The organism is Micromonospora sp. NPDC050795, assembly GCF_044456785.1.
In the GTDB taxonomy this organism is placed as follows: Bacteria; Actinomycetota; Actinomycetes; order Mycobacteriales; family Micromonosporaceae; genus Micromonospora.
Map to the genome: position 1 here is coordinate 1 of NZ_JBITGE010000042.1, position 13,701 is coordinate 13,701.

At 71.3% G+C, this 13,701-nt stretch carries 12 protein-coding genes and 1 pseudogene; 10 read left to right on the top strand and 3 right to left on the bottom strand.

The features are described from left to right. Positions 1-484: 484 nt before the first annotated feature. Positions 485-724, bottom strand: coding sequence for a GntR family transcriptional regulator (locus ACIBEF_RS28055; protein ID WP_007463473.1), 240 nt, complete (start codon positions 722-724; stop codon positions 485-487). Positions 725-1,355: 631 nt separating this feature from the next. On the opposite strand from ACIBEF_RS28055, the gene ACIBEF_RS28060 reads away from it, so the two are divergent. Then, positions 1,356-1,529 carry a hypothetical protein gene (locus ACIBEF_RS28060; protein ID WP_279520213.1) on the top strand — a complete coding sequence of 58 codons (174 nt, stop codon included), beginning with the start codon at positions 1,356-1,358 and terminating at the stop codon, positions 1,527-1,529. A 287-nt stretch (positions 1,530-1,816) separates the two neighbouring features. Here the strand turns inward: ACIBEF_RS28060 and ACIBEF_RS28065 are convergent, their stop codons facing one another. Next, complete coding sequence (locus ACIBEF_RS28065) at positions 1,817-5,491, bottom strand: hypothetical protein (RefSeq protein ID WP_396796283.1); 3,675 nt, start codon at positions 5,489-5,491, stop codon at positions 1,817-1,819. A 12-nt stretch (positions 5,492-5,503) separates the two neighbouring features. After that, positions 5,504-6,660: pseudogene (locus ACIBEF_RS28070) on the bottom strand (collagen-binding domain-containing protein); the annotation flags it as partial. A gap of 199 nt (positions 6,661-6,859) precedes the next feature. Here ACIBEF_RS28070 and ACIBEF_RS28075 point away from each other — a divergent pair. From ACIBEF_RS28075 to ACIBEF_RS28115, 9 genes are all read left to right on the top strand, one after another. Further along, the gene (locus ACIBEF_RS28075; RefSeq protein WP_396796230.1) at positions 6,860-7,843 is read left to right on the top strand and encodes a zinc-binding alcohol dehydrogenase; all 984 of its coding nucleotides are present in this window, start codon (positions 6,860-6,862) and stop codon (positions 7,841-7,843) included. A 2-nt stretch (positions 7,844-7,845) separates the two neighbouring features. Beyond that, complete coding sequence (locus tag ACIBEF_RS28080) at positions 7,846-8,244, top strand: 6-carboxytetrahydropterin synthase (protein WP_357202916.1); 399 nt, start codon at positions 7,846-7,848, stop codon at positions 8,242-8,244. Continuing rightward, positions 8,241-9,287, top strand: a complete 1,047-nt coding sequence (locus ACIBEF_RS28085) for a glycosyltransferase family 4 protein (protein ID WP_396796231.1) — start codon at positions 8,241-8,243, stop codon at positions 9,285-9,287. Before ACIBEF_RS28080 ends, ACIBEF_RS28085 begins: the two co-directional genes overlap by 4 nt. Then, complete coding sequence (locus tag ACIBEF_RS28090) at positions 9,284-10,102, top strand: class I SAM-dependent methyltransferase (RefSeq protein WP_396796233.1); 819 nt, start codon at positions 9,284-9,286, stop codon at positions 10,100-10,102. The genes ACIBEF_RS28085 and ACIBEF_RS28090 overlap by 4 nt, the downstream gene beginning before the upstream one ends. Before the next feature lie 67 nt (positions 10,103-10,169). Then, positions 10,170-11,108 (top strand): YbhN family protein, encoded by a 939-nt coding sequence (locus ACIBEF_RS28095; protein ID WP_396796234.1) that lies wholly within the window; start codon positions 10,170-10,172, stop codon positions 11,106-11,108. A gap of 58 nt (positions 11,109-11,166) precedes the next feature. Then, the gene (gene ribA, locus ACIBEF_RS28100; RefSeq protein WP_396796236.1) at positions 11,167-11,859 is read left to right on the top strand and encodes a GTP cyclohydrolase II; all 693 of its coding nucleotides are present in this window, start codon (positions 11,167-11,169) and stop codon (positions 11,857-11,859) included. After that, positions 11,856-12,581, top strand: coding sequence for a RibD family protein (locus ACIBEF_RS28105; RefSeq protein ID WP_396796238.1), 726 nt, complete (start codon positions 11,856-11,858; stop codon positions 12,579-12,581). Before ribA ends, ACIBEF_RS28105 begins: the two co-directional genes overlap by 4 nt. Positions 12,582-12,697: 116 nt before the next feature. Beyond that, entirely contained in the window at positions 12,698-13,510 is an 813-nt protein-coding gene (locus ACIBEF_RS28110) for a TetR/AcrR family transcriptional regulator (RefSeq protein WP_396796239.1), read from the top strand. A gap of 10 nt (positions 13,511-13,520) precedes the next feature. After that, positions 13,521-13,649 carry a hypothetical protein gene (locus ACIBEF_RS28115; RefSeq protein ID WP_396796240.1) on the top strand — a complete coding sequence of 43 codons (129 nt, stop codon included), beginning with the start codon at positions 13,521-13,523 and terminating at the stop codon, positions 13,647-13,649. Positions 13,650-13,701 lie beyond the last annotated feature (52 nt).

Consider the following 13,701-nt stretch of genomic DNA (forward strand, 5'->3'; position numbering starts at 1 on the left):
GTCGCTAACCCACTTACCGGAGACCTCTTCAGTTATCGATCACCGCCACGCCGTGACCTCACCCGGCCCACGCCCACTTACGAAACACGGCCTAGCCCGCCCGCGTCTGTGACGCCAGTCACCAGATTTGGACGCGATGGGGCCCCAGCTCGATGCTTAAATGCATCGGACTCATCCAGCGCGACAAGTTCTAATAACCCTTGCTCGCCCAGCTTGAGGTAGCCGCGCTCTGGCTCACGCTTAAGCGACCTCGCTCGCTGCGCCCCAGGCCAATACCAGCCAATCACTCCGGAATGCACCTTCGGTACTTTTTCGCCCAAGTTTTGCTCCTGGCGGCTCCGTTTGAATCACCAGCTTAGATAGATCGGCGGTAGTCCGAAGCTCGGCGCGCCTGGCCGACGCGACATATGAACTGCCGCCGTGCCCGCTGCGTGCTCTCGCAGCCGCGAGGTCGTGGCTGCGGCTGCTGGCTCTCCGGAGGGATTTACTCGGCGACGAAGACGCCAACGCCGGGAAGGGTTTCGGTCATTCCTTTGATCCGTAGTACCTGCATGGCGCGGTCGATCACCGGCTCGGTGACCCCGTAGTGCTCGATCAACTCTCGCCGACTGGGCAGCTTGGAGCCGGGCTGGAACTCACCTGACGCGATGCGCTCGGCGAGGTCGTCGGCAATCTGCTCGTAGCGGTAACGCGGCGGCACGTGGCTCTCCTCGGTTGGCAACACGAGTAGACCACCTACGTCAGCCCTTGACTACCCAACGGTACCTATGGGAGGTTGCCGAGGAGGTCGATTCCCTCGGTTGGCGCTGTGGGCCGTCCTCGCTGGCGTGGATGTTCGGCGCGTCCCCCGCGCTCGGGCATCCACGCCCCCAGATCGCTCCGGCAAAAGGAGACGGCAAATGCTCCCATCGACATGGGCTGGGCAAGCCTTGGCGCGAGAGGGCAAGGCGAGCCCGTGAAGCGAGTCTCGTACGACGAGTACGTGCTGGCGGTGGCGCTGACGATGGCCCGCCGTCACCAGCCGGTGTGGTCCTGGCGACACTGGCGGCGTATTTGCCGCTGCGGAAGCGATCTGCCATGCCGATGCCGCCACCGCATCCCGATCAACCGTGGCCACTGGCCCAGCCAGGACGGCCCGGGATGACTACTCACCACCCGATCAAGCCGGCCTGGACCTGCGGCGGCTGTGCGGGGCAGTGGCCATGCCAGACCCGGCGCCAAGAGCTGCGAGCCGAGTACGACAGAGCACCGGTGTCACTAGCCCTCTACCTGGCCGCCCATCTCGTCGACGCCGCACAGGACCTGGCCCACGTCCCCGCCGGACACCTGCACTACCGATTCCTCGGCTGGACCCGATGAGCATCCTGCGCTCAGGCGACGAGAAGTTCCACTACAGCGACGGCTCGCACAAGTGGATCCCACCGGACCCGGACTACGACCAAGAGGTCTGGGACGAACAGGTCCGCCAGCACAAGCACGGCCACCTCAGGAACGAGCGCCCGAAGGTCCGCATCCAGCGCCTCGTCTGACGCCAGCAGTGCAGCCGTGAAAGACAGCAACCCGGCCAGCCGAACCGAGCCGAGAAGCGCGCCAACAGGCCGTGCGGCCTCGCATCAAGCCCGGTCCAACCGGCTCGCCGAAAGTTCACTCGAAGAAATCGCTGGCTGTTGTCCAAGCAGTCATCGCCATCGACGTTCGCCATGCGGAGGCGTCGGGTCATCTCGTGTATGGAGCGGATCGCCTGCCACCGTGGGGTGACGTGCCGCGAGGGCCGGACCGGTTCCCCTCCGGTCCGACCTCCGCGATCAGGTCCGCGTCAGGCGCGGAGTCTGCGCTGCCGGACGACCAGCAGCAGGGCCGCGCCGAGGAGCACCGCCAGCACGCCGGCACCCATCCAGAGTCCGGCCGGGAACGAGGTTCCGGTAACCGGGAGCTTGCCCTTCACCGGAATGGTGATCGTGGACTCGGGTGAGATCGGCGCCGGTCCGTCCGGCGGAGTGCCGGTCGCCGTCGCGGTGTTGCGCAGCGACCCGTGGTGGTAGTCAGCCTTGCTGACCGTGTACGTCGCCGTGCAGGTCACGGCCGCGCCAGCGGCAAGGGTGACGGCGCCGTTCGGCGTCCGCTCCGGACCGCAGGTGATCGGGCCGAGGTCGGCCGCCGAGGCCGGTGCGGTCAGGGCGTCGGTGATCGTCACGCCGGTCAGCGGCACCTGACCGGTGTTGGTCACCACGAACTGGAACGGCACCTGCTGCCCCGGCCGGACGATCTTGTCGGTGCTGCTCGACTTCACCACCGTGATCGCTGCGCCCCGGGTGGCCGTGACCTCGGCTGAGGCTGGCGCGGAGCGTACCGGTGCGGGTGGCTCCTGACCGGGAATGGTCGGGGGCGTGCCGGCCGCGACCGCGGTGTTGGTGATTCGGCCGGTCTCGATGTCCGCGGCGGTGACCGCGTAGGTCGACGTGCAGGTGGTGCTTTCCCCGGCGGCCAGGGTGACCGTGCCGTTGGCGACCGGCGGCGTGCCGCAGGTGATGGCCCCGGGCGTCCCGGTGCCGGAGAAGTCCGTCTCGTCGACCGTCACCGCGCTGAGCGACGTGGTGCCGGTGTTGCTCACCACGAACCGGTACGTGACCACGTCCCCGGCCGCGGACACCACCGTGGGCGTCACCGACTTGGTGATGGCGATCGCCGGGTGGGGGATCGGGATGTCCACCGGCGACGGTGGGGAGACCGGCGGCGGCCCGAACGGCGGCGTACCGGTGGCAGTGGCGACGTTGCGCAGCGACGAGCCGGTGAAGTCCTCCGCGGTCACCGTGTAGGTCGTCCGGCACTGGATGGAGGCGCCCGGCGACAACGTCACCGCGCCGTTCGGGATGTTGTCTGGACCGCAGGTGATCGGCCCGAGCACACCGCGCACGGACGGCGGCAGCACCGTGTCGTTGACTGTCACGTCGGTGAGGGTGAGGCCGCCGGTGTTGACGACCAGGAAGGTGTACGGCACCTGCTGACCCGGCGCGGTGATCGCCACCGTGGTGGTCGACTTGATCACCTCGATGATGGCGACGAGCCCGGACTGCGGGATGGTCAGTGACGACGGCGGCGAGTCGACAGGCGTACCCCCGCCCGGCGGTGTGCCGTGCGCGGTGGCGACGTTCGTGACGCCGTCGTTGTCGAGGTCGGCCTGGGTGACCGTGTAGGTGGCGGTGCAGGTGGTGCTCGCCCCAGGGGCGAGGGTGGTGGCGGCGCAGGTGATCGGGCCGAGGTCGGCGTTCGACGACGGCGGGGTCTGCACGTCTGTCACGTTGACGTTGGTCAGCGTCAGCCCACCGTTGTTGACCACGTGGAACCGGTACGGGACCTGTTGTCCGACCGCGTTGATCAACACCGTGGTGGAGGACTTCACCACCTGGATGCTGGCGACGATCCCCGCGTCCGGAATGGTCAGCGTCGCCGGCGCCGAGTTGATGGGCGTCTCACTGCCGGGCGGTGTGCCGTGTGCGGTGGCGACGTCGGTGACCCCGTTGTTGTCGAGGTCGGCCTGGGTGACGGTGTAGGTGGCGGTGCAGGTGGTGTTCGCGCCCGGAGCGAGGGTGGTGGCGGCGCAGGTGATCGGCCCCAGGTCGGCGTTCGACGACGGCGGGGTCTGCACGTCTGTCACGTTCACGTTGGACAGCGTCACGGTGCCGGTGTTGGCCACCAGGAAGCGGTAGGGCACCTGCTGCCCGACCGTGGTGATCGAGACGGTGGTGGACGACTTCAGCAGCGAGATCGACTGGATCAGGTCAGCCGCCGGGATGGTCAGCGTCGATGGTGCCGAGTCGATCGGGTTGTCACTGCCGGCCGGTGTGCCGTGTGCGGTGGCGACGTTGGTGACCTCGTCGTTGTCGAGGTCGGCCTGGGTGACGGTGTAGGTGGCGGTGCAGGTGGTGTTCGCGCCCGGTGCCAGTGTGGTGGCGGCGCAGGTGATGGGGCCGAGGTTGGCGTTCGACGACGGCGGGGTCTGCACGTCTGTCACGTTCACGCCGTTGAGCGTCACGCCACCGGTGTTGGCGACCAGGAACCGGTAGGGCACCTGCTGGCCGACGCTGCTGATCTGCGTGGTGGTGGACGACTTGACCAGTGAGATGCCGGGGACGACCACGTCGCTCGGAATCGTCAGCGTCGCGGGCGGCGACTGCACGGGCGGCCGACCGCCGGGCGGTGTTCCCTGCGCTGTCGCGCTGTCCCGGACCGAGCCGAAGTCCAGGTCGGCCTGGGTGACGGTGTAGGTGGCGGTGCAGGTGGTGGTGGCGCCGGGCGCGAGGGTGGTGGCGGCGCAGGTGATGGGGCCGAGGTTGGCGTTCGACGATGGCGGGGTCTGCACGTCGGTCACGGTCACGCCGGTGAGGGTGAACCCGCCGGTGTTGACCACGTCGAACCGGTACGGGACCTGCTGCCCGACAGTGGTGATCGACGTGGTGGTGGACGACTTCAGGATCGCGATGGAGGCGACCAGACCGCTCTCCGGAATGGTGAGCGTCGCTGGCGTCGAGTCGACAGGGGCGCCGCTGGGCGGGGTGCCGTGCGCGGTGGCGACGTTGGTGACGCCGTCGTTGTCCAGGTCGGCCTGGGTGACGGTGTAGGTGGCCGTGCACAGGGTCTGCGCGCCCGGAGCGAGGGTGGCGGCGGCGCAGGTGATCGGGCCGAGGTTGACGTTCGACGACGGCGGTGTCTGCACGTCGGTCACGTTCACGCCGGTGAGGGTGAACCCACCGGTGTTCAGCACGTGGAACTGGTACGGCACCTGTTGGCCGACAGCAGTGATCGACGTGGTGGTCGAGGTCTTCATGATGGCGATCGACGCGAGCAGGCCGGCCTCGGGGATGGTCAGCGTCGAGGGCGGCGACGTGACCGGCGTACCGCCGCCGGGCGGGGTGCCCCGCGCGGTGGCGACGTTGGTGACCCCGTTGTTGTCGAGGTCGGCCTGGGTGACGGTGTAGGTGGCGGTGCAGGTGGTGCTCGCGCCGGGGGCGAGGGTGGTGACCGGGCAGGTGATGGGGCCGAGGTTGGCGTTCGACGACGGCGGGGTCTGCACGTCGGTGACGGCGACGTTGGTCAGGGTCAGGCCCCCGGCGTTGGCGACCAGGAACCGGTAGGGCACCTGCTGCCCGACCGTGGTGATCGACGTGGTGGTGGACGACTTCACCACGGTGACGGCGGCAGTGAGCGCCTGCGCCGGGATGGTCAGGGAGTTCGGGTCGGAGACGACCGGTGGACCGGTGGGTGGGCTGCCCTGTGCGGTGGCGACGTTGGTGACCCCGTTGTTGTCGAGGTCGGCCTGGGTGACGGTGTAGGTCGCCGTGCAGGCGGTCTGCGCTCCGGGCGCCAGGGTGGTGGCGGCGCAGGTGATCGGGCCGAGATTGGCGTTCGACGACGGTGGGGTCTGCACGTCGGTGACGGAGATGCTGGTCAGCGGGACGCCGCCGGTGTTGACCACGTGGAACGAGTACGGCACCTGCTGGCCGACGCTGGTGATCAGCGTGGTGGTCGACGACTTGATCAGGGCGATGTCGGCCGGGGTGGCGCCCTCGCAGGCGAGCGTGGTGCTGAACGGGAAGTAGTGGATCTCGCCGCCGCGGTGGTCCAGCGTACGGGTGATGACGCTGCCCTCGGTGTTGCTGGAGGAGAGGTCGGTGAGGCTGGCGTTGGGGGCGTAGATGGTGCCTTCGACAGTGGCGGCGTTCGGGTGAGGGTGAGCGCGGTGGCGGTCGGGAAGTTGAACAGGATGTAGCGCGCCTGCGAGCCGCCGATCCCGGCGAAGTTCGGGGCGGTCCAGGCGAACGTGTTGCCCACGCCGCTGGTGTCCACGTTGACCAGCAGTGGCGTATCGGCGGTCGGCTGGCTCGCGAAGGTCAGGACCTGGATGTTGGCCAGGTCGGCGGCGCTCAGGTTGAGCACGTTCGTCACGCCCGGGGTCAACGTGACGACGGCGTTGCTGCCCGGCGGGATCGGTCGGGGCAGCACGTCACCGTTCGGCGTCCGCAGCACCACCGTGTTGTCGCAGGTGGCGAGGCCGGCCGTGGTGTTCCGGAAGGCGGTGAACGCGCCGGCGAAGTTGATCGGCGAGGTCGGCCCGACGCTGGGGACCGGCTGCCGGGTGACCAGCTCCACCCGGGGCGAGGCGTCGTAGTCGTTCGTCGGCAGGATCCGGGTGTTGACCTGGGCGCCGTTGTTGTCGGTGTTGCGGACGAAGGTACCGGTCAGGTTACCGACCTTGGCGTAGCCGTTGGAGAGCACCTGGAGGCGGCTGCCGCCGACGCTGCCGGCGAAGTTGACCCGTCCACCCACGACCAGGGCGCTGGGGTTGGCGTCGCCGGGCACCACGAACGATCCGGCGGTTGCCCCGGCGAGCTGGTAGGTGCCGAAGGTGAGGTCACCGCCGACGGCGAGGGTTCCCTCGTTCTCGTCGTTGTTCACAGTGGCGTCGCCCTCGGTCATCACGCCGAAGCTCAGCGCCGCGGCGACCGGGTCCACCGGCCCGATGGCCTCGTCGACGGCAGCCAGCACCGGGTTGATCCGGTCAGGCCCAGCAGGCACCAGCGGGCCGTTGAGAGCCAGCACGCCCGCGACAGCGGTCAGCGCCGTCGCCCGTGACCTGCGGCTACCCCACCACGAAATCCTCATCACGCCCCCGTTGGTTCGATGTGCCAGCGGAGCTTATCGAGGCAAAAAGTATCTTATGTCGGTTTTGTCCGAATGAAGATCAGGCTGGTGGGCTTCGAACTGTGGGTACCGAACTTTCGTGTTTATGATCGACAACCCCGACCGGGGACCCGACACGGCCGATCGATTCGGCCCCGGAGAAGAGCTGAGGTGCGCGACGGTGATCCGCGAGGCGTCCGCCTGCTGGGTGCGCGAACCCGGCGTCGCCGAGATCCAGCCGGTGTCACTGACCGCCCCGGGCCCCGACGAGGTGCTGGTCCGGACCCGCTACTCCGGTGTCAGCCGGGGCACCGAGACGCTGGTCTTCGCCGGCCGGGTGCCCGCCGACCAGTACGCCACGATGCGCGCGCCGTTTCAGGAGGGCGAGTTCCCCGGCCCGGTCAAGTACGGCTACCTGAGCGTCGGCGTCGTCGAGCAGGGGCCGCCGGAGCTGCTCGGGCGAACGGTGTTCTGCCTGCACCCGCACCAGAGCGCGTACGTCGTGCCGGTGAGTGCCGTGGTGCCGGTGCCGGAGGGGGTGCCGGCCGCCCGAGCGGTGCTCGCCGGCACTGTGGAGACCGCCGTCAACGCGCTGTGGGACGCCGCGCCGCTGGTCGGCGACCGCGTCACCGTCATCGGCGCGGGCATGGTGGGCTGCTGCGTCGCGACGCTGTTGGCCCGGTTCCCCGGCGTGCACGTCGAGTTGGTCGACACCGACGCGAGCAGGGCCGGCGTGGCCGGAGCCCTCGGTGTCACCTTCGCCAGCCCGGCCGACGCCCGCGGTGACCGGGACCTGGTCGTGCACGCCAGCGCCACTGCCGCCGGCCTGCAACAGTCGCTGGACCTGCTCGCCCCGGAGGGCACGGTCATCGAGCTGAGCTGGTACGGCGACCGCCCGGTGCAGGTGTCACTCGGCGGTGCGTTCCACTCCCGTCGACTCAGCGTCCGCAGCAGCCAGGTCGGCATGGTGGCACCCGCCCGACGGGGACGGCGCAGTTACGCCGACCGACTGGCGCTCGCCCTGGACCTGCTCGACGACCCGGCCTTCGACGCGTTGATCACCGGCGCGTCGCGCTTCGCGGAGCTGCCCGACGTCCTCGCCAGACTGACCTCGGGCGACCTGCCCGCGCTCTGCCACCTCATCACCTACGAAGACGGAGAGTGACAGTGTTCAGCGTGACCGTTCGGGACCACATGATGATTGCCCACAGTTTCCGAGGCGAGGTGTTCGGGCCCGCCCAGCGCCTGCACGGCGCGACGTTCGTCGTGGACGCGACGTTCCGTCGGCCCGACCTGGACGCCGACGGGATCGTGGTGGACATCGGCCTGGCCACCGAGCAGCTGCGGGCCGTGCTGAGCGAGCTGACCTACCGCAACCTCGACGACGAGGCGGCCTTCGCCGGAGTGAACACCACCACGGAGGTGCTGGCCCGTACGGTCGCGGACCGGCTGGTCGAGCGGGTGCACGCCGGTGAGCTGGGCGCCGGGGCGCGTGACCTGAGCGGCATCACTGTCACCCTGCACGAGTCGCACATCGCCTGGGCGAGCTACGAGCGGTCGTTGTGACCGATGCGGGCCGGGCGGTGCACGTCGTCCTGCCCGGTGACATCGACGATCCGGCCACGCCCAGCGGCGGCAACTCCTACGACCGGCGGATCTGCGCGGGGCTGGGCGAGCGCGGGTGGTCGGTGCGCGAGCATCCGGTGCCCGGTGCGTGGCCGCACCCCGACCCGGCCGACCGGGCGACGCTGGGCGTGGTGCTCGCCGCCGCGCCCGACGACGCCGTGGTGCTGATCGACGGCCTCATCGCCTCGGCCGTGCCGGACCTGCTCGCCCCGCACGCCCGTCGGCTGCGCCTGGTGCTGCTGGTGCACCTGCCGTTGGACGACGAGCCGGAAGCCCGCGCCCTGGCCACCGCCCGGGCCGTCGTCACCACCAGCGAGTGGACCCGCAGCGCCCTGCTGGCCCGCCACCCGGCCCTCGCCGGCCGGGTCCGGGCCGCGCCGCCCGGGGTGCGACCCGCGCCGCCCGCGGTCGGCTCGGTCGCCGGCGACCGGTTGCTCTGCGTCGCGGCGGTCACCCACCACAAGGGGTACGACGTGCTGGTCGACGCGTTGGCCACGCTCGTCGGCAGGTCCTGGACGATGGTCTGCGCGGGCTCTCTGACCCGGGAACCGGATCTCGTGCACCGGCTGCGCGACAGGTTGACCGGGGCGGGCCTCACCGAGCGGGTGCGACTGGTCGGCCCGGTGACCGGCGCGGCGTTGGACGACGCCTACGCCGCCGCCGATCTGCTGGTGCTGCCGTCGAGAGGCGAGACGTACGGCATGGTCGTCACCGAGGCGCTGGCCCGTGGCCTGCCGGTGTTGACCACCCAGGTGGGCGGGCTGCCGGAGGCGCTCGGTCACGCGCCCGACGGTGAGCGCCCGGGACTGCTGGTCCCACCCGGTGACCCGGCGGCGCTGGCCGCCGCTCTGATCCGCTGGCTCGACGATGACCGGCTGCGCGCCCGGCTGCGTCATGCCGCTCTCGCCCGGCGCGACACCCTGACCGACTGGCCGGTGACCACCGCGTTGCTGGCCGGAGTGCTGAAGGAGGTGGCGGAATGACCGCCGAGGAGACCCTGCCGTTCGCCGACTGGCTGCGGTTGCGTGAACCGGCCGACGCGGCGGCGCGTGCCGAGGACCTGGTGGATGCCGTCCGGGCCCGGCTGACCGGGGACGCCCCGACGGTGATCCACGACCTGGGCAGCGGCACCGGGTCGATGAGTCGTTGGCTGGCCGCCCGGCTACCCGGACCTCAGCACTGGGTGCTGCACGACCGGGACGCCGACCTGCTGGCCCGGGCCGCCGAGGGCATGCGGGGGGTGACCGCCGCCGACGGCGCCCCGGTCACCGTCCACACCCGCTGTGGCGACCTCACCCGGCTGACCGCCGCCGACCTCGCCGATGCTTTCCTGGTCACCGCGTCCGCGCTGCTGGACATGCTCACCGCCGAGGAGGTCGAGCGGGTGGTGGCGGCGTGTGTCGGCCGGCCGGCCGTGTTCGCCATCTCGGTGACCGGGCGGGTCCGGTTCACCCCGGCCGACCCGCTCGACGAGGCGGTCGGGGCCGCGTTCAACGACCACCAGCGGCGTACCGTCGAGGGCCGGCGGCTGCTCGGCCCGGATGCCGCCGCCGCCACCGCCGCCGCGTTCGCCCGACGCGGCGTCGACGTGCGGGAACGGCCCAGCCCGTGGCGTCTCGGCCCGGAACAGGCCGACCTGACCGCCGAATGGTTCCGAGGATGGCTCGGGGCCGCCTGTGAGCAGCGCCCCGACCTGGCCGTACCCGCCCAGGCGTACGCCCGCCGTCGGCTGGCCGACGCGGCGGCCGGCCGACTCACGGTGCTCGTCGAACACACCGACATCCTCGCCGGTGGATGAACCATTCACGCCCTGGGTACGTGCACTAGGGCAAGTGGACGATCTTCAAAGGGGAGGGCCGGCGCCGATGTTCTGGGCCTGGGCACGAGTGGTCGGCGGGGTGGGTCTGCTCGCCGTCCTGCTGTGGCAGGTGGGCACCGGCCCGTTCCTCGCCGGAGTGCGACTGATCGACGCGCCGGCGTTGGCAGCGGCGCTGGTCATCGGTGTGCTCACCACGGTCTGCGCGGCGTGGCGGTGGAGCCTGGTCGCCGGTGGTCTCGGCGTCCGCCTGCCACTGGCGACCGCTGTGGCGCACTGCTACCGGGCCGTCTTCCTCAACGCCACACTGCCCGGCGGGGTGCTCGGCGACGTGCACCGCGCGGTACGCCACGGCCGCGACGCCGGTGACGTCAGCCGGGGCATCCGCGCGGTGGTCTGGGAACGCACCGCCGGACAGGTGGTCCTGGTCGGGGTCGCGCTGGTGGTGCTCGCCGCCTTCCCGTCCCCGGTCCGCCCGTACCTGCCGGTCGCCGCCGCGCTGCTCGTCGCCGGCGGGCTGGCCGTCGTGCTGGTGGCCCGGCTCCTCCCGAACGGTGGCGGGTCGCGCTGGGCGACGGCACTGCGCACCGCCGTGGCGGACGTACGGTCGGGGCTGCTGGCGCGGCGTACCTGGTTCGGAGTGCTGGTCGCCTCGGCCGTCATGGTCGCCGGTCACCTGGCCACCTTCCTGGTGGCGGCGCGCACCGCCGGGTCGGACGCCCCGCTGTCCCGCCTGCTGCCGTTGACGCTGCTCGCCCTGCTCGCGATGGGCCTACCGTTGAACGTGGCCGGTTTCGGACCCCGCGAGGGGGTCGCGGCATGGGTGTTCGGCGCGGCCGGTCTCAGCGCCGCCGAGGGCGTCGCCACCGCCACCGTCTACGGCGCGCTGATCCTGGTGGCCAGCCTGCCCGGGGCCGTCGTGTTGCTGGCCCGTCGACGTCGAAATCCGGTCGCCGCCCGGGAAGCCGCCTCCGGCGGCGGATGTTGAGTCGGTTGTGAGACGGTACGCGTCGCCGGACGACGGTGGCGCCGGACAGAGGAGTCCCATGCCCGAAGCATTACCCGTTGCCACGATCCGCACGCAGGTCACGGTGCCGTTGGCGTTTCCGGACGGCTACACCACGACGGCCCGGGTGTTCACCTTCAAGGGCCTGGTGGACGGTCGGGAGCACCTGGCCCTCGGCCTCGGCGACTGGGCGGGCGCCCTGGACCGGCTGACCGCCGGGGGAGCAGCCCCGCTGGTCCGCCCGCACAGCGAGTGCCTGACCGGCGACGTGTTCGGCAGCCAACGCTGCGACTGCGGGCCGCAACTGCGCGAGGCGGTGCAGCGGATCGCCGAGACCGGCGGTTTCCTGCTCTACCTCCGCCAGGAGGGCCGGGGCATCGGCCTGTACGCCAAACTCGACGCGTACGCGTTGCAGGACGCCGGGTTGGACACCTACCAGGCCAACGTCGCGCTGGGCCGGGGCGAGGACGAGCGGGACTACACCGTCGCCGCGCAGATGCTTGCCACGTTGGGTGTGCCGCGGGTCCGACTGCTCAGCAGCAATCCGGACAAGGCCGAGCAGTTGACCCGGTTGGGCGTGGACGTCGCCGAACGGGTGCTCACCAGCGTCTTCCTCTCGCCGGCCAACGCGGGCTACCTGGCGGCCAAGGCCGCCAAGGCGGCGGAGGTCGAGGCGGTCGAGGCAGCGGATGTGCTCGCGGGTCGTACTCCTGAGCGGCCCGTCTCCCGATGAGTTGGCGGCCGGGGCCCACGCGGCCGTACGTGCTGCTGAGTTGTGCCGCCTCCATCGACGGGTACATCGACGATGCCTCCGAGCAGCGGTTGCTGCTGTCCAACGAGGAGGACCTGGACCGCGTCGACGCGGTTCGGGCCAGCTGCGACGCCATTCTGGTCGGGGCCGGCACCGTCCGACGAGACGACCCTCGGCTGCTGGTGCGCTCGCCGAGCCGCCGCGACGAGCGGGTGGCGGCCGGTCGGCCCGCCTCACCCACCAAGGTCACCCTGACCGCACAGGGTGACCTCGACCCGACCGCCCGCTTCTTCACCGCCGGTGATTCGGCCCGGCTCGTCTACTGCGCCACGGGCGCGCTGGAGAAGACCGAGGAGCGGGTCGGCCGGCTGGCCACCGTGATCGACGCGGGGGAGCCTGTCGACCCGGGGTGGCTGCTGACCGACCTGGCCGCGCGGGGCGTACAGCGGTTGATGGTGGAGGGCGGCGGGACGGTGCACGCCCAGTTCCTCGCCGCCGGTCTCGCCGACGAACTGCACCTGGTGGTCGCCCCGTTCTTCGTCGGTGACGGTCGGGCGCCCCGGTTCGTGGGGGAGGGCAGCTTCCCCTGGCACCCGGGTCGACGTGCCCGCCTGGCCGAGGCCCGCCAGATCGGCGACGTGGTGCTGCTCCGCTACGCCCTCTCCGACCGCTGCCCCGCCGACCCACCCGCCCCTGCCGGTTGATCATGAGGTTGCCGGTTGATCCGATCTCCGCAGCACCCGCCAACCTCATGATCGACCCGGCGGGCCGCGCCGGCGAGCTAGCCTCGTAGCGCGTTCCGGGAGATGTGGGGGGCGGCGTGCTCGGTGACCGGTGTGTCGAGTGCGAGGCCGAACTGCCCGCCGGCCCCGGTCGGGGTCGCCCGCGCCGCTACTGCTCCCGGAGCTGTCAGGCCCGCGCGTACCGGAGACGTCGCGAGCACGGCCCCACCAGCGGCCCGCGTCGAATTCCGGACCTGCCCGCGCCGACCGGCGGCGACCCGCGCCACCGGTTGGTCGCCCTCGCGGTCGGGCTGGCGGACGTCGGTGGCCTGGACGCCGTCTCGCTGCGGGTCCTCGCCCAACGCGCCGGCCTGCCCGCCCACGGCGTGTACCGGCACGTCCGGAACCGGGCCGACCTCCTCGCCGCGATGGCCGAGCAGATCACCGCCACTCACCCGCCGGGCACCGCGCCACTGCCACGCGATCCGCGCCAACGGCTGGAACGGTTGGCCGGGGACGAGTGGGCGATGTACCGCCGCCATCCCTGGCTGCTGGCCATCCTCGCCACCGACCGGCCGCCGATCGGGCCGGCGGTACTCGCCATGGTCGACCGGGTGGTGGCGGCGTTCACCAGCGCCGGGTATGCACCGGCCGAGGCGTTCCGCGCCTACCTGGCGCTCAGCGGCTACGTCCAGGGCATGGCCCTGCTCATCCGGCGTGACCCCGGGGACACCACCTACCACGCCTGGTGGTCGGCGACCGGCGCCCGGCTGGAGCGGACCGGCCGTACCCGGGACCGACAGTGGCTGGCCGCGGCCGGGCAGACCAGACCCGACACCGACCTGGACACCTGGTTCCAGTTCGGTCTGCACGGTCTGCTCGACGGCCTGCTGCAGCGCCCCGCTCGGTAGGCTGGCCGGCGTGCCGCGACTGGAGACGACGTGGAAGCCGGGGCCGGACGGCCCGGAGCAGTTCTACCTGAAGCTCGGGTTCCAGCTGACCGGGGAGACCAGCGAGGACGAGGTGGTGGGCGTCCACGCCACCCACTGAGCGGACGCCCTCGACCGCCCCGGACCGAGTGATCAGCGGTGCGGCGGGGCCT

Excerpts from the sequence above, each read along its gene's own strand:
- ACIBEF_RS28060 (WP_279520213.1), top strand. The coding sequence starts at position 1,356 with ATGAGCATCCTGCGCTCAGGCGACGAGAAGTTCCACTACAGCGACGGC.
- ACIBEF_RS28090 (WP_396796233.1), top strand. The coding sequence starts at position 9,284 with ATGACCGCCGAGGAGACCCTGCCGTTCGCCGACTGGCTGCGGTTGCGT.
- ACIBEF_RS28095 (WP_396796234.1), top strand. The coding sequence starts at position 10,170 with ATGTTCTGGGCCTGGGCACGAGTGGTCGGCGGGGTGGGTCTGCTCGCC.
- ribA (WP_396796236.1), top strand. The coding sequence starts at position 11,167 with ATGCCCGAAGCATTACCCGTTGCCACGATCCGCACGCAGGTCACGGTG.
- ACIBEF_RS28105 (WP_396796238.1), top strand. The coding sequence starts at position 11,856 with ATGAGTTGGCGGCCGGGGCCCACGCGGCCGTACGTGCTGCTGAGTTGT.